We start from the raw sequence: 17,473 nt of genomic DNA on the forward strand, positions 1-17,473 counted from the left end.
TATCCGAAAAGTCTGCAACTTTTCGGGATCATGCTCTCAAAACCGGAGAACACAGATGAACGCGATACTGAAAAGCATGGCGGCGATGTCCGTCGTCTTTACGATGAATTCTGCGGCTCTGGCCGAGACGATCAATTTCGGCATCATCTCCACGGAGTCGCAGCAGAATTTGAAGACGAAATGGCTGCCGTTTCTCGACGACATGAAGAAGCAAACCGGCCTCGACGTGAAGCCGTTCTTCGCCTCGGATTATGCCGGCGTGATCGAAGGCATGCGCTTCAACAAGGTGCAACTTGCCTGGTATGGCAACAAGTCGGCGATGGAGGCGGTTGACCGCGCCGATGGCCAGATCTTCGCCCAGAGCGTGCCTGTCGGCGGCGAGCCGGGCTATTGGTCGCTGGTCATCGTGCCCAAGGATTCGAAGCTCCAGACGATCGATGATGTGCTCAAATGCGACCATAGCCTCAATTTCGGCCTGGGCGACGTCAACTCCACCTCGGGCTATCTCGTGCCGATGACCTTCATCTTTGCCAAGAACGGCATCGATCCGAAGAAGTGCTTCAAGAACCTGACCAACGCCAATCACGAAACCAACGCCATGGCCGTCGCCAACGGCCAGGTCGATGCCGCTGCCAATAACACCGAGAACATGGCGCTGATCAAGGAAAACAACCCGGAAGCCTATGCGAAAATCCGGGAAATCTGGCGCTCGCCGCTGATCCCGTCCGACCCCGTTGTGTGGCGCAAGGATCTGCCGGAAGAGGCGAAGGCGAAGATCCGCGATTTCTTCCTGACCTATGGCACGGAGAAATCGACCGGCAATGCCGAGGAGGAAAAGCAAGTCCTCGCCGGCCTCAAATGGGCTCCCTTCCGCGCCTCCGACGATAACCAGCTCCTCCCTATCCGCGTCATGGAACTGACCAAGGCCATCGGCCAGACGGAAGGCGACACCAAGCTCAGCGCCGACGAAAAGGCCGCGAAGATCAAGAAGCTGACCGAGGAGAAGGCCGGGTATGAGGCGGAGTTGGCCAAGCTGACGAATGGGTAAATCCTTATTCGCCGCGCGAGTGACACCCCCCTCTGCCCTGCCGGGCATCTCCCCCACAAGGGGGGAGATTGGATGGCATCGGTCAAGGCGCCTTATTCTGCAACGCTGACGATTGGCGAAAGCGGAAGTCACATCAATCTCCCCCCTTGTGGGGGAGATGGCCGGCAGGCCAGAGGGGGTGCCTGCCGTTCCGCCATGGGCTAATCTTAAGGGACTGAATGCAATGAGCGATTTGACATCGGTGGCAAGCGCGGAGCCAAAATCCGTGGCCGACGACCGTGGCGGTTACCGCAATCTCCTCTTGCTGGCGGGCGTGGTTCTGGCGCTGGCATTAAGCTGGGGGCCGGCGGAAATGGGCCGCTGGATCTTCCTCTTCACCGATGCCGGCAACATGGCGCAATATGCGCGCGGTTTCCTCCGACCCGATTTCTCGGAATGGCGGTATTATTTCGGCGAAATCGTGGTCACGGTCCAGATCGCGCTCTGGGGCACCTTCCTCGCCGTGATCCTGTCGGTGCCGTTCGGCATTCTCTCGGCAAGCAATATGGCGCCCTGGTGGATACGCCATCCCGTCCGGCGGCTCATGGATTTCTTCCGCGCCATCCATGAGGTGGTGTTTGCGGTGCTGTTCGTCGTGGCGGTGGGCCTCGGCCCGTTTGCCGGGGTGATGGCGCTGTTCATCCACACGACGGGCATTCTCGCCAAGCTCTTTTCCGAGGCGGTGGAGGCCATCGACCCGCGCCCGGTGGAGGCGATCCGCACGACGGGAGCCTCGCGGGTGCAGCAGGTGATCTTTGGCGTCATTCCGCAGGTGCTGCCGCTCTGGATTTCCTTCTCGCTTTACCGGCTCGAATCCAACATCCGCTCCGCCACCGTTCTCGGCCTCATCGGCGCGGGCGGCATCGGGCAGGTGATGTTCGAGACGATCCGCGGCTTCTACTATTCGCAGGCGGCGGCCATCCTGATCCTCGTCGTCCTCACCGTCACCCTTATGGACCTCTTGTCGCAGAAATTGCGCAAGCTGGTGATCTGATCTCTCGCAATCTTCCCCTCCCAGCCGGATATCCGACCATGAATGAAATCGTCTTTTCCAACTGCAACATCGTCTTCCCCGACCGCGTCATGCACGGCTCCGTGCTGATCCGGGACGGCCTGATCAGCGACATCTCCGCCGGCAGTTCCGCAGCGGGCACGGATTTCGAAGGCGATTATCTCATTCCCGGCTGCGTGGAACTGCATACGGACCATCTGGAGACGCATTTCCAGCCGCGCCCTAGGGTGCGCTGGGACATGAACGCGGCCTTGCAGGCGCATGACGGGCAGGTTGCCACAGCAGGCATCACCACAGTCTTCGACGCCTTGCGGGTGGGGCTCGATGGCGACACCGAGCTTCTGGCCGCCGATATGTCGGCCATGGCCGCCACCATTTCCGCCGCCCATGCGGGCAAGCGGCTGCGCGCGGAGCATTTCATCCATCTGCGCTGCGAGGTTTCGGTTTCCGATGTGGTCGATCATTTCGACACGATGAAGACCAATGACCGCATCCGGCTGGCATCGCTGATGGACCATGCGCCGGGGCAACGGCAATTCGTCAATCTGGAAGCCTACCGGATCTATTATCAGGGCAAGAAGAAGCTGAGCGATGAGGAATTCGCCCGTTTCAGCGAAAGGCGCATCGCGGAAAGCGAGGCGAACTCCCCGCGCAACCGGCACCTCATCGCCGAGCGCTGCCACGGCCAGTCGATCGCCATCGCCTCGCATGACGACGCGACGGCGGAGCATGTGGCAGAGGGCATCGAACTCGGCGTCACGCTGGCGGAGTTCCCCACGACTGTCGAGGCCGCCCTGGCATCGCGAAAGGGAGGACTACAGGTGCTGATGGGGGCTCCCAATGTCGTGCGCGGGGGGTCCCATTCCGGTAATATTTCGGCGTTGGAGCTGCTTGAAAACGGCGCGCTCGATATTCTGTCCTCCGATTACGTGCCGTTCAGCCTGCTTCAGGCGGTGTTTCTCTTGGCGGACAAGCGCATTCTCGATTTGCCGTTGGCGGTGCGCCTCATTTCGGACAATCCGGCCCGCGCGGCGAAACTTGAAGATCGGGGGCGCATAGAGGCCGGTCGCCGCGCCGATCTGGTGCGCGTGCGGGCCGAAGCCAGCCTCCCGCCTTATGTCGCCGGTGTGTGGCGGGAGGGAAAGCGTGTCGCCTAACCGTCTTGGCATTTTTATCGCCATCGTCGGCCCGAGTGGCGCGGGCAAGGATACGCTGATGCGCGAGGCCCGCGCGCTGCTTGCCGGGCGGACGGACATCCGCTTCGCCCGCCGCGTGGTGACGCGCGTAGCCGACACGACGTTGGAAGATCACGACACGATGGATGAAGCCGCTTTCCGAGCTGCGGCGAGGCGAGGCGTATTCTGCCTGTCCTGGCAGGCGCACGGGCTTCGTTACGGCCTGCCCCGCGCACTTAAGGATAGCGTGAGCGCGGGATGCGCGGTCGTGGCCAATATCTCCCGCCGCGCGATCCCTGACGCCACGCGCGTTTTCCCGGTGATAGATGTGATCGAAATCACCGCACGGCCCGAAATCCGCGCCGAACGCCTGATGCGTCGTGGCCGCGAGACAGAGGCCCGCGTGCGGGAACGGATAGCGCGGGACGTGGCATGCGACATCCCGCTTTCCGTGCGCCGCTTCATCCGCATCGATAATTCCGCGGGTCTTGAAGAAGCCGCCCGGATGCTTGCGAAACATCTCCGAGATATCGTTTAGCCGGCTGAACGGCTACCGTGACGTTTTCCGGTTCATCAGCCTCAAGGTCCAGCCGGATCGAGACATTGATACGTCCAGGGCGCTCGCGCGGAAATACTTACGAGGATGACAGGCTGGGCGCGGAAGCGTACATTCCAACTGATTCTGATTCGCTCCCTGGATTTCGTTGGCATTCGGAATCTGTCGGTCGCCCCGGAAATCTACTTACTATCAGGTAAGCGAATAATAATGCCGCCAAGGTGCCGGATGAACTATTATAAGCTGCGATCCGGGATCGTTTTGACTTTTCCTTTTCTATTGGCTGCGTGCGTTACTGTCGGGCCGGATTACCAGCAGCCGGTGGTGGTGACGCCAGCGGGCTGGAGCAGCAAGGCCGATACGCGGGCGCCTCGCCTGGGCAATTGGTGGAAGAACCTCAACGATCCGGTCCTCGACCGGCTGATCGCCGATGGCGTCGCCGGCAGCCCAGATGTGGCGACGGCGAAAGCGAAGGTGCGGGAGGCCCGTGCCAACCTGACCGCTGCCGGAGGGGTGCTTTATCCGGCACTTGACGCCGGCGGGAGCTATACGCGCTCCGACAGCGCCGGCATGCCCGTCTCGAAGCAGGCGAGCCTGAGCTTCAAGACCCAGTGGGAACTCGATCTCTTCGGCGGCAACAAGCGCGGCGTCGAGGCGGCCTATTATCATCTGGAATCCCAGAACGAGCAGTTGCGCGCCGCCCTCGTCACGCTTATCGGCGACATCGCCACCAATTATGCCCAATTGCGCGGGACGCAGGCGAGCATCGCCATCGCGCAGCGTAACGCCGCCTCGCAAAGACAGACCGTGGCGCTGACGCGCAACAAGCTGGATGCGGGCGATATCACGGCGGTCGATCTGCTCAATTCCGAAACGCAGGCGGCATCCACGGCGGCGCAGATACCCAATCTGCGGATCAATTATGCCAAATACCTGAACCAGCTTTCCGTGCTGACGGGCCGCTCCCCCATCGTGCTGGCGGGTCTCCTCGACAAGAGCCGGCCGATCCCGGCTGTTCCGCGCAATGTTCCCGCCGGGGTGCCTGCCGATCTGCTTTTGAGCCGGCCCGATGTCCGCGCGGCGGAGCGCGATTACGCCAGCGCCACGGCCAGCATCGGCCAAAAGCAGGCTTTGCTTTACCCGGATGTTTCGCTCGCGGGCAATATCAGCACCGGCGGCTCCCGCATCGGTGACCTAGGCAGGCTCTCGACGATCAGCTGGAGCTTCGGGCCGAGCCTCAGCATCCCGATCTTCAACGGCGGGCAGCTTAATGCTAATGTCGAAGCGGCCAGAGCCACGCGGGACCAGTCCTTCATCGCCTATCGCAAGGCGATCTTGACCGCGTTGAGCGAAGTGGAAAACGCCAGCGTGGCGCTCAACCAGAACCGTTTGCGCGTGGCACAATTGCAGAAAATTGCCGGCAATTACCGCAAAATCAACGAGCTGACGCTCGACCAATATGAGGCCGGGGCCAAGAGTTTCGTCGAGGTGCTGGAGGCGCAGCGCAATCTCCTGTCCGCCGAAACCGATCTGAGCCAGGCGCGAACCAACCTGGTTCTCAACTATATCGACCTGCAGAAAGCGCTGGGCGGCGGCTGGGGCGGTGTCGTCGATGTGGAAAAACCGGAAGTCGTCGACGGCTATACCGGCCCGCGCTTCGTCCAGCCCGCCCAGCCGGCACATGATGAGAGGCGCCTATGACACCACGCTCGAAACGCCGTTTCCGGTGGCGGCTCTGGCTGGGGATTCTCATCCCGCTGCTGCTCATGGGCTATTGCGCCCTGCGAACCGTCACGAAGGAAGCGCCGCTGCCGGCGACGACCACGATCCGGCGCGGCGATATCGAAAGCTCGGTGCTCGCCACGGGAACGCTGCGGCCCAAGGTGCTGGTCGCGGTTGGCGCGCAGGTGACGGGCCGCGTCCTTTCGCTCAAGGTGAGGTCGGGGCAGAAGGTAAAGGCTGGCGAAGTCATCGCCCTCATCGACTCGACCAATCTTCAAAACGAGTTGAACAAGGCCGAGGCCCAACTGCGGCAGAACGAAGCGACCCGCGACCAGAACCTCGCCGATCTGGAACTGGCGCAGGAGGATCTCGCCCGCAACCAGATGATGATCGGCAAGAATGCCGTCGCCCGCGCCGAATATGACAAGGCGGTTAGCAATGTAAAGGCCAAGCAGGCGCAGGTCGCTTACGCCGAAGCCACGATCGAGGCTTCCAAAATCGGCGTGCAGATCGCCCAGACCAATCTCGGCTATACCCGTATCACGGCCCCGATCGACGGGACGGTGCTCGCCACCGCCGTTCAGGAAGGCCAGACGGTCAACGCCCAGCAGAGCGCGCCGATGATCGCCGTGATCGGCCAGCTCGACACCATGACGGTGGAGGCCAATATATCGGAAGCGGACATAACGCAGGTTCGTGTCGGCATGCCGCTCTATTTCACCATATCCAGCCAGAATTCAAAGCGCTACGACGCGAAGCTCGAGCAGATCGAGCCAGCGCCCGATTCGATCGTCAGCGACAAGAGCTTCACCCCGTCGACACAGTCCGCATCCTCCAGTTCGCCCACCGCTTCGGCCATCTATTACAAGGGGATATTCAGTGTTCCCAACCCGGATGGGCTGCTTCGAACCTATATGACGGCTGAGGTCCACATTATCCTGGCCAATGCGAAGGATGCGCTGATCGCCCCGGTTTCCGCCATGAAGCCGACCAATGAGCCCAACAAAGCGACCGTTCGCGTCGTGACCGATGGCAACAGGATCGCGGAGCGGACCGTCGAGACCGGCATCACCGACAAGGTCAACACGCAGATCCTGTCGGGCCTGAAAGAAGGTGACAAGGTTGTCGTGGATAGCGGCAGTCCTCCGGCGGGCAACGGCCGAAGAGTGGTATTCTGAGATGGCTAAAAGGCCGCTGATTTCGCTCAAGGGCGTGTCCCGGCTATATCCGTCGGGCGATGAGGTCACGACCGCCCTGAAGCATGTCGACCTCACCATCGAGCGCGGCGAGATGGTGGCGATCATCGGCACGTCCGGCTCCGGTAAATCCACGCTGATGAACATCCTGGGGTGCCTCGACCGCCCGTCGGAAGGAGAATATCTGATTTCGGGCCGCTCGACATCGGAACTTGAGCCCGATGAACTGGCGCAATTGCGGCGTGAGCATTTCGGCTTCATCTTTCAGCGCTATCATCTGCTGGGTGAGCTGGATGCGCTGGGGAATGTCGAAATCCCCGCCATCTATTCGGGGCAAAGCCGGGAAGCGCGGCGCGAGAGGGCCGCAGCCATTCTCGAACGGCTGGGAATGGGCGACCGCGTCCATCATAGGCCGAGCCAGTTGTCTGGCGGCCAGCAGCAGCGCGTTTCCATCGCCCGCGCCCTCATCAACGACGCCGATGTCATCCTGGCGGACGAGCCGACAGGCGCCCTCGACAGCCATAGCGGCGAGGAGGTGCTGGGCATCCTCCAGGAATTGAACCGCGAAGGCCACACCATCATCATCGTCACGCATGACCGGCAGGTGGCGGCGAGGGCGCAGCGCATCATCGAAATCCGCGACGGCGAAATCGTCTCCGACACGCGGACGGACGGTGGCGGGGACGGGACGGAAGCGCAACGGCTGGACCATCGCAAAGCCGGAAAGCCGCGTTTCCTTTCGAGCTTTCGCGACCGCTTCTCCGAGGCGTTCACCATGGCGCTGCGCTCGATGAACGCGCACCGGCTGCGGACATTCCTGACGATGCTCGGCATCATCATCGGCACGGCGTCGGTCATCAGCGTGGTGGCGCTGGGCCAAGGAACCCGCGCGAAAATCCTGAACCAGATCAGCGCACTGGGCACCAACACGCTTTACATCAACCCCGGCAAGGGCTTCGGCGACCTGAGAGCCGCGCAGGTCACCACGCTTAACATCGCCGATGCCGAGGAGATCGCGAAGCTTCCCTATGTGATCGCCGCGACGCCCTATAATGCGACGAGCTCGACCGTCCGGGTCGGCGACAAGGAAGTCAGCGTTTCCGTCAATGGCGTGGGAGCTGAATATTTCGCCACCCGAAACACCCAATTGCTGGAAGGCCGCTTCTTCGACCAGCGCAACGTGACCGATATGTCGCAGGTGGCTGTCATCGATGACACCACCAGCAAGACGCTTTTCCCCAATGCGGCGGGGTCGGTGATCGGCAGGATCGTTCTTTTGAAGAACGTGCCTATCCGCATTATCGGCGTCTCAAAGGCGGAGGAGAACGGTCCGGGCGCCGGGCAGAGGCTGACGGTCTACCTGCCCTATACGACGGTGGAGACCCGCATGACGGGCTCGCAGTCCTTGCAGATGATCATGGTGCGCATCGCCGATACCATGAATCCCTCGGTGGCCGAGGCGACGATAACGGCCTTCCTGACGAAAAGGCATGGCACGAAGGATTTCTCGATCTTCAACACCGGCACGCTGCAGCAGACCGTGCAGGCGACGACCGCGACGCTCGCCCTTCTTATCTCCAGCATTGCCGCCATATCGCTGTTCGTCGGCGGGATCGGCGTCATGAACATCATGCTCGTGGCGGTTTCGGAACGGATCAACGAAATCGGTGTGCGCATGGCCGTCGGCGCGCGGCAGAGCGATATCCTGCAGCAATTCCTGATCGAGGCCGTTCTGGTCTGCCTCATCGGCGGCGTGCTCGGCATTCTCATCGCCACCGGATTGGGCGAGCTTTTCGCGCAGTTCGTGCCAGATTTTCGCTTAATATACTCGCCCGCCTCCATCGTCATCGCCATCCTCTGCTCGAGCCTCATCGGCATCGGCTTCGGCTTCGTTCCCGCCCGCAACGCCTCGAAGCTCGATCCCGTGGTGGCGCTGGCGCGGGATTGACGCGAGAAGGTTCTCGCGCTCACCCCTCGATGCGCGCGCCGGTTATCAATATCGCGGTAGAGCGAACGCTCAGCGGTTTGTTCGTCGGGTCGGTTTTAACTACTCGTTAAAAATACGGAATTCCCAGCCATGCATGCATTGCAACCCTGCCCAGGACGATTCCGTAGTAGTGCCTCTGTCCATAGCAATGTATTTTTGATGAACAAGATAATTTCGACAAGGGGTCTCCCATGATCAAGCCAATCAAACGCCTAGCAAAAGCTCTCCGGGGCCGTTCTCGAGAAGAAAAAGAATTCGCATATCTTTCGGAAGCTCACGATCTGATCGATCTGGAATATCGGCAACGTCAGATCGATCGTGGCATCCTGGGACGCTGAGGCGGCCAGCCCTTCGGGTGTCTGATGCCAGCTTCGCCGGGCAACACGGTCAAGGTCCGCTTTCCGGAAGCGATGCCGGGTGATCGACGCGATGGCCTGGAAGACCGTCGCCAAGTGGCGGAAGCGCATGTCCCATATCGGACTGCCCGGCTGGTTTGAAGCAACCAGGACCGACAGTTCTCTCGGTTGAGGGAAAGGGGGCATCGGTGCCTTCCGCGCTACACGCTGCTGCCGCTCGATGATGTCGATATAATTGCACGTACAAACATATTTTTGGAGAAGCTAAACATATGTGGCCTGATGCTCCGACAGGGGGGCTGCATCAGGTCGGAAATGATATAAAGGAGGGCGTCGGCGGCCTTCATTGATCGCTATGAATTGCGGGAGCGATGATGGGACACGAGAAACAACAGCTGAATTACGTCCTGCTCCTCGTCGCGGGATCAGGACTTGTAAGCACCGCGCGCGCGATGACGCTCTCGTTCCTTGCCATCAAGCTTCAGCAGTCATTCGGGCTCGGTCCAGCCATGATTGGTGCGCTTTTGGGGATCGGTCCCCTGGTCGGCGCCGTTGCGGCTCCCTTCGCAGGTACCCTGTCCGACAGGGTGGGACGCAAGACCGTGATGATGCTCACCCTGGTTTCAATGGCCCTTGCATTGGTTGGCATGGGATTGGCCGAAACCGTCGTGGCATTTTGCGTCGCTCAGGTCGTGGCGGCTATTGCTCTGGCGATCTATGAGCCGATTTCCCGCGCCCTGATGAGTGACGTTTGCCCCGAGCCGCTGCGTCTCAAGTACTTTTCCTGGCGTTACACGGCCACGAATGCCGGCTGGGCCGTCGGACCGCTGGTCGGGATTGCCGCCGGTGCTGCGTCGACCGCTCTTTTCATCATTGCAGGCGTTGTCTACGCGATGTTCGCGCTCGTCCTGCACGTGCAGCGGGTTCCGGTTCACAACAGAACGGATGCTTCGCAAGCTCCAGCACAGGCGCCGCTGCTGGGAAGCCTGAAGGCTGCGATCCGCGATCCACGGCTGGCTTTCTTTGTCGGCGGCGGCACATTGCTGATTGCGGTTTATGGGCAGTGGTCGGCGACGCTCGCCCCCTACCTTACGGGGAATGTCGCCGGAGGCATGGAAATCTATGCCTATCTCGTTTCGATCAACGGGGTGGCCGTCCTGATTGGGAACCCGTTCGCGCGCCGATTCATTGAACGCGCCGGCGCGCTGAATGCCCTGATAGTCGGCTGTGTTCTGTTCCTCTTCGGTGAAATCGGGTTTCTCAGCGCCGCCGGCTTTTGGGGGCTGGCGGCCGCGATGGTCGTTTTCACCATTGGCGAGATTCTCGTCGTGCCTTCCGAATATATGCTCGTCGACGGCATCTCGGACAACCGGAACAGAGGCAGTTATTTCGGCGCTCACTCGTTTTCTACGATCGGCAATTTCGTGGGACCGACGCTGGGCGGCGCCATGCTCGGCGCTTTTGGCGGACCTGGGATGTTCCTGCTGTTTGCCGGATTTGCGGCCCTCAGCGCAATTCTGTTCGCCATTGGCACGCGCATGCCACCGCCGAAAATGGCGACACATCAATCTTCGGCAGGCTCGCCGGAAACTGCAGCCGGGCCATATTTGCGCGGTGCTTGCCTCGCCGCATGAATTGAGGATGGCGGCGGAAGTCCGCGGTCCTATGAATTCAGACCGGGCCGCTTGCGAAGCGGTGGCCTGTCACCGGCCGTTGCGCGAAACGATTGCGGTAGACCAACGGGCTGACCCCGTAAAGCCGGCTAAACTGAAACCTCAGGTTCTCGGCGCTTCCAAGTCCGGTCGCCCCGGCGATGTCATCGGGAGTGGCGGAGCCCGTCTCCAGCAGGATGCGGGCCTGCTCCAGCCGCTCCCTGAGAATCCATTTGAGCGGCGGCAGGCCGGTCAGGGCGTGAAAACGGCGCTGAAAGGTGCGTTCGCTCATGCCGGCATGGCGGGCGAGGGAGGCGACCGTATGCGGAAGGCGGAGGTTGGCCAGAATATGGTCCAGGATCGATGACAGCCGGTCCGCCTCCCGCCTCAGGGGCACGGGGCGCTCGATGAACTGGGATTGTCCACCCTGGCGATGGCTGTACATCACCAGGCGCCGGGCCACATTGTTGGCAAGCTCCGCTCCGAAATCCGAGCGGACGACATGCAGGCACAGATCGATCCCCGCTGAGCTGCCCGCCGAGGTGAGAACGTCTCCATCATCGATATAGAGGCAGTTCGCGTCGATCTCGATGGTGGGGTAGCGCCGGGCGAGACCTTCGGCAAAGCGCCAATGCGTCGTGGCGCGGCGGCCGTCGAGCAAGCCGGCGGCTGCAAGGACGAAGGCGCCGCCGCAGATGGAGATGATGCGCGCGCCGCGGCGGTGAGCGCGGACCAGCGCGTCGCAGATCTGGTCCGGCACAGGCGCCTCCGGCCCGCGCCAGCCCGGTACGATGATCGTTCCCGCCGCGTGCAGATCGGCCTCGGTGCCCGTCGCCGCGACAGTCAGGCCGCCGCAGGCATGAAGAACCGGGCCCTCCAGCGAAACCGATTGGAAGCGGTACCAGTCCGGCCCGGCTTCGGGGCGGGCCAAGCCGAAGACTTCGGTGGTGATCCCGAACTCGAAGGTGCACAGGCCGTCATAAACCAGGCTGACGACATGCCTGTTCGCGGGAAAGCGGGCGGTCTCATTTTTTGGCATGAATGCAATCTTATCTGGCAATCCTGCCACTGGCAACCGGCGCTTCGGCCATGCGACACCGGCACCCGGCAAACAATCACGGGATAATACGATGCGCCGCGACGACGACCTTCTCAACGCTATACAGACCTATTTCGACGCCCTGTACGCCTGCGACCTCGCACTCTTCGACCAGATTTTTCATCCGGCATGCAGCCTGTTCGACGCGGATGAAGGGGCGATCACGGTCGATCCGATCGCGGACTATCGCGAGGTGATCGCCCGGCGCGAATCTCCGGCAAGCCGCTTGCAGGATCGCGAAGACGAAATCATCCTGATCGACTGGCTTTCACCCGCTGCCGCTACCGTGAAGGTCAGGCTGCGGATCCACGCGAACATCTTCATCGATCATCTTTGCTTCGTGAGAGGCGTCGAGGGCTGGCGGATCGTCGCCAAGGTCTGGCGTCTTGAACGTCTGGCGGCATCGTCGTAGCGTTCGGGATGAGACAGGAGAGTGAAACATTGATTTTGTCGTATGAAGAACGGTCGCCATCGATCGATCCCGATGCCTGGGTCGCGCAGGATGCGACGGTCTGTGGCGATGTTATCATCGGCGCGGGCAGCAGGATCATGCATGGTGCCCGCCTGGTGGCGGAAGCCGGCGGCTCCATCCGCATCGGACGGAATTGCATCGTGCTCGAGAATGCCGTGATCCGCGCCACGAGCCGCCATGACTGTTCCATCGGTGATCATTGCCTGCTCGGTCCTAACAGCCATGTGGCCGGCGCACAAATCGACGATGAGGTTTTCGTCGCCACCGGGGCAGCCGTGTTTCACGGGGCGCAGATCGGGCGCGGGGCGGAGGTCCGCATCAACGGGACCGTGCATCTGCGGACGCGGTTGGAGCCGGGCTCGACCGTGCCGATCGGTTGGGTCGCTGTCGGCGACCCCGCGCAAATTCTGCCGCCGGACCAGCACGAAGCCATCTGGGCCCTCCAGAAGCCACTGGATTTTCCCGGCTTTGTCTATGGCGTCGACAGGAACTCTCCCGATGTGATGAAGTCCATAACATCGGGCCTGTCCAAAGCTCTTGGGATTCATCGAGACGAGAACAGCCGGTAGATGCCGGTGGTATCGCGGGCATTGGAAGCGGTGCCCGGCTCCGTCGGAACCGCGGCTGAAGTGTGGAAAGGCACGAAGCTTTCCACACTCTTTCAGAACTTGCCGCGCCGCGGTTATCGCGTCATAGGCTTGGGGAGAATCAGGTCCCCGACCGTGTAGATGTGGAATTCACTTTTCGAGACCTCGTCCAGCTTCCGGAACTTCTCGGCAAATACAGGATCGGAAAAGAATTCGTCGACATTGCCGGCTCCCTGGATTGCCTCGATGTTGACGACCGTCTGCCCATCCGTGCTTTTTGCAAGGCTGCTCCAGAGGAACCCTTCCTTTCGTTCGGCGACGTAATGCACGACATCCTGGATGATGGCAAAAGCTTGTTCCTGCTTTCCCGGGTGGGCGTGAATGACGTTGACCACGAAGGTCGTGGGAGCGGGAGAGGCAGCAAAAGCTGCAAGAGGTTTCGTTTCCATGCGTGTCTCCATTTGAAGCCGGGCTGTTTCAGCCGCGGCAGCATCTGGATAGCGAAGGAAAAATAGGGGATAAATGGGCCGCTATTCCCTACATAAAGGAAGAAAATTCCTTAATGGGGAAACCATGGACAAGCTCGGAACGCTCGGCATATTCATCCAGGTTGCGGAAGCGGGAAGCTTCGTAGCGGCCGGTCACCGTCTCGGCATCTCCGGATCCGCCGTCGGCAAAGCCATTGCGCGCCTGGAGGATGAGTTGGGCGTGCGATTGTTCAATCGCTCGACCCGCAGCATGGCAATGACGGAAGAGGGGAGTTTCTTCCTCGATGCATGCCGGCGCATCCACTCTGAATATGAGACTGTCCAGGCGCAGCTTTCCCGATCGCAAATGGTTCCGCGCGGGCAACTTCGTGTCAGCCTTCCGCTGGCGGGCATGCTCCTGATGCCGACGATAGCGGGCTTCATGGATGCCTATCCGGAAATCAATCTCGATCTCGATTTTACCGATCGCCTGGTGGACGTCATTGAGGAGGGGTTCGACGCAGTCATCCGAACGGGAGAGGTCAAGGACACACGGCTGATGAGCCGCAAACTCGGCACTTTCAGGCACAGGATCGTGGCGGCGCCCGGCTATATCGAGGCTCATGGGTGTCCGGAGGTACCCGAAGATTTGGCCCGGCACCGCTGTCTTCACCACCGTTTCGCCAATTCCGGAAAGCTCGAGCCTTGGCCGCTCGTTCGCGATGGTCGTGAACTCAGGATCGACCTGCCGGTTACGACGGTCGCGAGCACGCTTGAGCCCTTGATCTTCCTTGCGGAGCGATCATTCGGGATCACTTGCCTTCCTCCATTTGCCGTGGCTTCCGAAATCGCCGACGGCAAACTGGTGCCGTTACTGGACGATTATCTCGCCGATACGGGCACTTTCTGTGTTCTCTGGCCGACCAATCGATATCTTTCTCCAAAAGTCAGGGCGTTCGTGGACTATATGGCGGCCAATCTTTTCTCCAAATGAGAACGCGCCCATTGCGACGGCGAACAAGGTAGCGATGAGGCTCGACCCCGAGGCGATCAACGATGCGCCCAAACCAGCCACTTCACCAAGCGAGCGCATGGCCATCGCGTTCAGATTGCGAAGAGGATCCCGATGGCGAAAAAGGCGGCGAAGCCGAGCAGCATGAGAACCGGGAGGGGTGGCCGTCCGCCCCATAGGGTCGCGGCAAGCAGTATTAAAAGACCTGCGACGGTCAGGCCCAGAAAGGCGACGCGCGCCATGGCGTCCATTCCGAAGCGCTGGACGAGTTTCGCATTGAGAAACGAGGCAAGCCCTATTCCCGCCGCAAGCGCCGCGAAGTAGAGGGGGAAGGTTTCGGCGATCCCATAGGCATCGAGGAAGAGATCGGCCGCCGTGCCGAGATAGAGAAGCTGTGCGCCGAATACCAAACCGGTGGTCGCGATCAGCATCGCCACGCGGCGGTTCGACAGGATGCGCATCCGTTCGACAGAAGCAGTTTCGGACGGAAGGCTATTCGTTTGTCGACGGGCAATGTCTCGGGTTGCCGCAGCACCAGCCAAAGGCCGAGCAGGCCGGCCATCACGAGATAGAGCACAAAAACACCGCGCCACCCGCCAATCGCGATAATGCCTTGCCCCAAGGCGGGTGCCAGCGTCGGCACCAGGATGAAAAGCGTGAACATGAAGGACATGACACGCGCCATGGCATCGCCTTCGAACGGGTCCCGGATCATGGCCCGCGTCGCGATCTTCGGACCGGCAACGCCCGCCCCCTGGAGAAGCCGCCCGAGGATCACCATCTCGAGCGACCCGGCCAGCATGGCTATGATTGTGCCGAGGGCATAAACGCCGAGGCCGAGGACAAGCGCTTTCTTCCGTCCGATGGCGTCCGAGAGAGGCCCAAGAAACAATTCGCCAAACGCCATGCCGAAGATGAAGAGCGAGATGACATGCCGCGTGGAGAGAGGAGGCGTCACGCCGACATCCGCTCCGATCTGCCGTAACCCAGGCAAAAGCGCGTCGAAGCTGATCGAGGTGATCGACGTCAGAAGGGCATAGAGAGCGATGCACTCGCGAAAACTGATGGAAAGGGTCATAGGCCTTCTGCACGCAAGTGCCGACTGGGCGGCGCTAAAATGAAGTCGAAGTCAATCCGGTAATCACCCGTGGTATGGATGCTTCACCCTTTCAGCGTCAATGGCCGGCGTCGAATATCGACCAGCCTGCCATTTCTCCACCGAATGGCTCGGCCTGCTGTTTATGCGGGTTTTGATGGAAACCAGCAGGTGAGAGAACAGATGTGGCTTGAAGCCTATGGAAGCGGCAGTGAACAGGCTTCGTCATTCTGCCACAGTCGACGAGTTGTCACATTGCGAGCCATGGCTATGGGTGACATGATATCCGCTTGCCAGCCGCCGCGTCCGCGTCCGGTCCATCCGCCTGGCCCAATAAATGACTATGCCGAATGCAAGGGAATGCAGCTTCGTGAAAATCTATGGGAAAATATTGTCGGCCGCACTCGTGGCGACCGCGCTCAACAGCACTGCCGCGGAACAGGTCTTCGCCAAGACCCTCGTCTATTGCTCGGAGGCATCGCCTGAAAACTTCGATGCCGCGCAGACGACATCCGGCGCGGTCTATGACGCATCGGCGCGCAACATATCGAACGGTTTGATCAAGATCAAACGCGGCTCGACGGAACTGGAGCCGGGCCTTGCCGAGAGCTGGGAAGTCTCGCCCGACGGCAAGGAATATACGTTCCACTTGCGCAAGGGCGTCAAGTTCCACACGACGAGCTTTTTCACCCCGACGCGTGAGTTCAACGCCGATGACGTGATTTTCTCGTTCGAGCGCCAGAAGGACAAGAACAACCCGTTTTACAGTGAAGGCACCTGGCCGCAATTCGGCGCCTATTCCTTCCCTTCGCTGATCGACCGTATCGAGAAGATCGACGACCACACGGTCAAGTTCGTTCTGGCCCATCCCGAAGCGACCTTCATTTCCACGCTGTCGCTGACCTTCGCCGTCATCCAGTCGAAGGAATATGCCGACAAGCTTGTTGCCGAAGGCCGGATTTCGAATCTGAGCCAGCAGCCGATCGGAACCGGGCCATACCAGTTCATCGCCTATCAGAAGGATAGCGTCATCCGCTATCAGGCAAACCCGGATTATTGGGGCGGCAAGCAGAAGATCGACAATCTCCTCTTCGCCATCACGCCGGATGCAGCGGTGCGCGAGCAGAAGCTGCGGTCGGGCGAGTGCCACGTTATTGCGTCGCCGAACCCCGCTGACATCGCCGAGATGAAGAAGGACCCGGCGCTCACGATGCTGCAGAAGGAGGGGCTCAACCTTTCCTACCTCGCCTACAACACCCTGCAGAAGCCCTTCAACGACGTGCGCGTGCGCAAGGCGTTGAACATGGCGGTCAACAAATCCGCCATCATCGATGCGGTTTATCTCGGCGCGGCGATTCCCTCGGTCAATCCGCTGCCGCCAAGCGTCTGGGGTTATAACAAGGACGTCAAGGACGATCCTTACGATCCCGAAAAGGCGCGCAAGCTTCTCGATGAAGCCGGCGTCAAGGATTTAACGATGAAGATCTGGGCCATGCCGGTCCAGCGCCCCTATATGCCGAACGCCCGCCGCGCGGCGGAGCTTATACAGGCGGACTTCGCGAAAGTCGGCGTCAAGGTGGAGGTCGTCAGCTATGATTGGGGCGAATATCTCAAGCGCTCGCTGGAAAAGGACCGTGACGGCGCAGTCATGCTCGGCTGGACGGGCGGCATCGCCGACCCGGACAATTTTCTTGCCGCGCTTCTGGGCTGCCAGGCCATCGGCAGCGCCAACCGCGCGAACTGGTGCAATCCCGATTTCGAGAAGCTGATCCAGGCGGCCAAGCTGACGCCCGACAGGGAAGAGCGTACGAAGCTTTACGAGCAGGCGCAGGTCATCTTCAAGGAGCAGGCCCCGTGGCTGACCATCGCCCACCAGATCGTGGAGCAGCCCGTCAGCAAAAAGGTCAAGGATTTCCGCATCGATCCCTTCGGCGGCTATCTCTTCGAAGGCGTCGATATCGAGGAGTAAATCCTTCGCTTAAGCCACACCATCGGAT

Annotated in this window: 17 protein-coding genes; 13 read left to right on the forward strand and 4 right to left on the reverse strand. The window is 60.8% G+C overall.

All coding sequences use genetic code 11. The annotated features are described in order from the left end of the window. The first annotated feature begins 55 nt into the window (after positions 1 to 55). The 9 genes from phnD (at position 56) to IEX53_RS19200 (ending at position 10,725) form a co-directional block, all read left to right on the forward strand. The gene (gene phnD, locus IEX53_RS19160; RefSeq protein WP_188825788.1) at positions 56 to 1,048 is read left to right on the forward strand and encodes a phosphonate ABC transporter substrate-binding protein; all 993 of its coding nucleotides are present in this window, start codon (positions 56 to 58) and stop codon (positions 1,046 to 1,048) included. 223 nt (positions 1,049 to 1,271) lie between these two features. Continuing rightward, positions 1,272 to 2,081 carry a phosphonate ABC transporter, permease protein PhnE gene (gene phnE, locus IEX53_RS19165; protein ID WP_188825789.1) on the forward strand — a complete coding sequence of 270 codons (810 nt, stop codon included), beginning with the start codon at positions 1,272 to 1,274 and terminating at the stop codon, positions 2,079 to 2,081. Between the two features lie 38 nt (positions 2,082 to 2,119). Further along, entirely contained in the window at positions 2,120 to 3,256 is a 1,137-nt protein-coding gene (locus tag IEX53_RS19170; protein WP_188825790.1) for an alpha-D-ribose 1-methylphosphonate 5-triphosphate diphosphatase, read from the forward strand. Continuing rightward, positions 3,246 to 3,812: a phosphonate metabolism protein/1,5-bisphosphokinase (PRPP-forming) PhnN gene (gene phnN / locus IEX53_RS19175; protein ID WP_236016272.1), complete on the forward strand. Its 567-nt coding sequence runs from the start codon at positions 3,246 to 3,248 to the stop codon at positions 3,810 to 3,812. The genes IEX53_RS19170 and phnN overlap by 11 nt, the downstream gene beginning before the upstream one ends. A gap of 279 nt (positions 3,813 to 4,091) precedes the next feature. Then, positions 4,092 to 5,531, forward strand: coding sequence for an efflux transporter outer membrane subunit (locus tag IEX53_RS19180; RefSeq protein WP_236016273.1), 1,440 nt, complete (start codon positions 4,092 to 4,094; stop codon positions 5,529 to 5,531). Beyond that, a complete protein-coding gene (locus IEX53_RS19185) occupies positions 5,528 to 6,730 on the forward strand; it encodes an efflux RND transporter periplasmic adaptor subunit (protein ID WP_188825793.1) in 1,203 nt (400 codons plus the stop codon). The genes IEX53_RS19180 and IEX53_RS19185 overlap by 4 nt, the downstream gene beginning before the upstream one ends. Before the next feature lies 1 nt (position 6,731). Beyond that, positions 6,732 to 8,696: a MacB family efflux pump subunit gene (locus tag IEX53_RS19190; protein ID WP_188825794.1), complete on the forward strand. Its 1,965-nt coding sequence runs from the start codon at positions 6,732 to 6,734 to the stop codon at positions 8,694 to 8,696. A 230-nt stretch (positions 8,697 to 8,926) separates the two neighbouring features. Next, positions 8,927 to 9,073 carry a DUF3563 family protein gene (locus IEX53_RS19195; RefSeq protein ID WP_188825795.1) on the forward strand — a complete coding sequence of 49 codons (147 nt, stop codon included), beginning with the start codon at positions 8,927 to 8,929 and terminating at the stop codon, positions 9,071 to 9,073. A gap of 389 nt (positions 9,074 to 9,462) precedes the next feature. After that, positions 9,463 to 10,725: an MFS transporter gene (locus IEX53_RS19200; protein WP_188825796.1), complete on the forward strand. Its 1,263-nt coding sequence runs from the start codon at positions 9,463 to 9,465 to the stop codon at positions 10,723 to 10,725. 37 nt (positions 10,726 to 10,762) lie between these two features. Here IEX53_RS19200 and ftrA read toward each other — a convergent pair whose 3' ends face one another. Beyond that, the gene (gene ftrA / locus IEX53_RS19205) at positions 10,763 to 11,803 is read right to left on the reverse strand and encodes a transcriptional regulator FtrA (protein ID WP_373288692.1); all 1,041 of its coding nucleotides are present in this window, start codon (positions 11,801 to 11,803) and stop codon (positions 10,763 to 10,765) included. 70 nt (positions 11,804 to 11,873) lie between these two features. On the opposite strand from ftrA, the gene IEX53_RS19210 reads away from it, so the two are divergent. Both IEX53_RS19210 and IEX53_RS19215 read left to right on the forward strand, forming a co-directional pair. After that, positions 11,874 to 12,254 carry a nuclear transport factor 2 family protein gene (locus tag IEX53_RS19210; protein WP_188825798.1) on the forward strand — a complete coding sequence of 127 codons (381 nt, stop codon included), beginning with the start codon at positions 11,874 to 11,876 and terminating at the stop codon, positions 12,252 to 12,254. A gap of 29 nt (positions 12,255 to 12,283) precedes the next feature. Then, positions 12,284 to 12,883: a gamma carbonic anhydrase family protein gene (locus tag IEX53_RS19215; RefSeq protein ID WP_188825799.1), complete on the forward strand. Its 600-nt coding sequence runs from the start codon at positions 12,284 to 12,286 to the stop codon at positions 12,881 to 12,883. A 113-nt stretch (positions 12,884 to 12,996) separates the two neighbouring features. Here the strand turns inward: IEX53_RS19215 and IEX53_RS19220 are convergent, their stop codons facing one another. Further along, positions 12,997 to 13,350, reverse strand: a complete 354-nt coding sequence (locus tag IEX53_RS19220; protein ID WP_188825800.1) for an antibiotic biosynthesis monooxygenase — start codon at positions 13,348 to 13,350, stop codon at positions 12,997 to 12,999. Between the two features lie 124 nt (positions 13,351 to 13,474). On the opposite strand from IEX53_RS19220, the gene IEX53_RS19225 reads away from it, so the two are divergent. Further along, positions 13,475 to 14,362 carry a LysR family transcriptional regulator gene (locus tag IEX53_RS19225; protein WP_236016274.1) on the forward strand — a complete coding sequence of 296 codons (888 nt, stop codon included), beginning with the start codon at positions 13,475 to 13,477 and terminating at the stop codon, positions 14,360 to 14,362. Positions 14,363 to 14,472: 110 nt separating this feature from the next. Here the strand turns inward: IEX53_RS19225 and IEX53_RS24005 are convergent, their stop codons facing one another. Both IEX53_RS24005 and IEX53_RS24010 read right to left on the reverse strand, forming a co-directional pair. After that, on the reverse strand, positions 14,473 to 14,841 hold the full coding sequence (locus IEX53_RS24005) for an MFS transporter (RefSeq protein WP_236016275.1): 369 nt from the start codon (positions 14,839 to 14,841) through the stop codon (positions 14,473 to 14,475). Further along, the gene (locus IEX53_RS24010; protein ID WP_236016276.1) at positions 14,805 to 15,458 is read right to left on the reverse strand and encodes an MFS transporter; all 654 of its coding nucleotides are present in this window, start codon (positions 15,456 to 15,458) and stop codon (positions 14,805 to 14,807) included. The genes IEX53_RS24005 and IEX53_RS24010 overlap by 37 nt, the downstream gene beginning before the upstream one ends. A gap of 388 nt (positions 15,459 to 15,846) precedes the next feature. On the opposite strand from IEX53_RS24010, the gene IEX53_RS19235 reads away from it, so the two are divergent. After that, positions 15,847 to 17,445, forward strand: a complete 1,599-nt coding sequence (locus IEX53_RS19235; RefSeq protein WP_188825801.1) for an ABC transporter substrate-binding protein — start codon at positions 15,847 to 15,849, stop codon at positions 17,443 to 17,445. Positions 17,446 to 17,473 lie beyond the last annotated feature (28 nt).

Source organism: Paramesorhizobium endophyticum, assembly GCF_014640615.1.
GTDB classification, from domain to species: Bacteria; Pseudomonadota; Alphaproteobacteria; order Rhizobiales; family Rhizobiaceae; genus Paramesorhizobium; species Paramesorhizobium endophyticum.

What these genes read in the sequence shown, in the direction of transcription:
- IEX53_RS19220 (WP_188825800.1), bottom strand. Translation starts at nt 13,350, where the DNA reads ATGGAAACGAAACCTCTTGCAGCTTTTGCTGCCTCTCCCGCTCCCACG.
- IEX53_RS24005 (WP_236016275.1), bottom strand. Translation starts at nt 14,841, where the DNA reads ATGCGCATCCTGTCGAACCGCCGCGTGGCGATGCTGATCGCGACCACC.
- IEX53_RS19190 (WP_188825794.1), top strand. Translation starts at nt 6,732, where the DNA reads ATGGCTAAAAGGCCGCTGATTTCGCTCAAGGGCGTGTCCCGGCTATAT.
- phnE (WP_188825789.1), top strand. Translation starts at nt 1,272, where the DNA reads ATGAGCGATTTGACATCGGTGGCAAGCGCGGAGCCAAAATCCGTGGCC.
- IEX53_RS19170 (WP_188825790.1), top strand. Translation starts at nt 2,120, where the DNA reads ATGAATGAAATCGTCTTTTCCAACTGCAACATCGTCTTCCCCGACCGC.
- IEX53_RS19200 (WP_188825796.1), top strand. Translation starts at nt 9,463, where the DNA reads ATGATGGGACACGAGAAACAACAGCTGAATTACGTCCTGCTCCTCGTC.
- IEX53_RS24010 (WP_236016276.1), bottom strand. Translation starts at nt 15,458, where the DNA reads ATGACCCTTTCCATCAGTTTTCGCGAGTGCATCGCTCTCTATGCCCTT.
- phnD (WP_188825788.1), top strand. Translation starts at nt 56, where the DNA reads ATGAACGCGATACTGAAAAGCATGGCGGCGATGTCCGTCGTCTTTACG.
- IEX53_RS19185 (WP_188825793.1), top strand. Translation starts at nt 5,528, where the DNA reads ATGACACCACGCTCGAAACGCCGTTTCCGGTGGCGGCTCTGGCTGGGG.
- IEX53_RS19225 (WP_236016274.1), top strand. Translation starts at nt 13,475, where the DNA reads ATGGACAAGCTCGGAACGCTCGGCATATTCATCCAGGTTGCGGAAGCG.
- IEX53_RS19195 (WP_188825795.1), top strand. Translation starts at nt 8,927, where the DNA reads ATGATCAAGCCAATCAAACGCCTAGCAAAAGCTCTCCGGGGCCGTTCT.
- IEX53_RS19210 (WP_188825798.1), top strand. Translation starts at nt 11,874, where the DNA reads ATGCGCCGCGACGACGACCTTCTCAACGCTATACAGACCTATTTCGAC.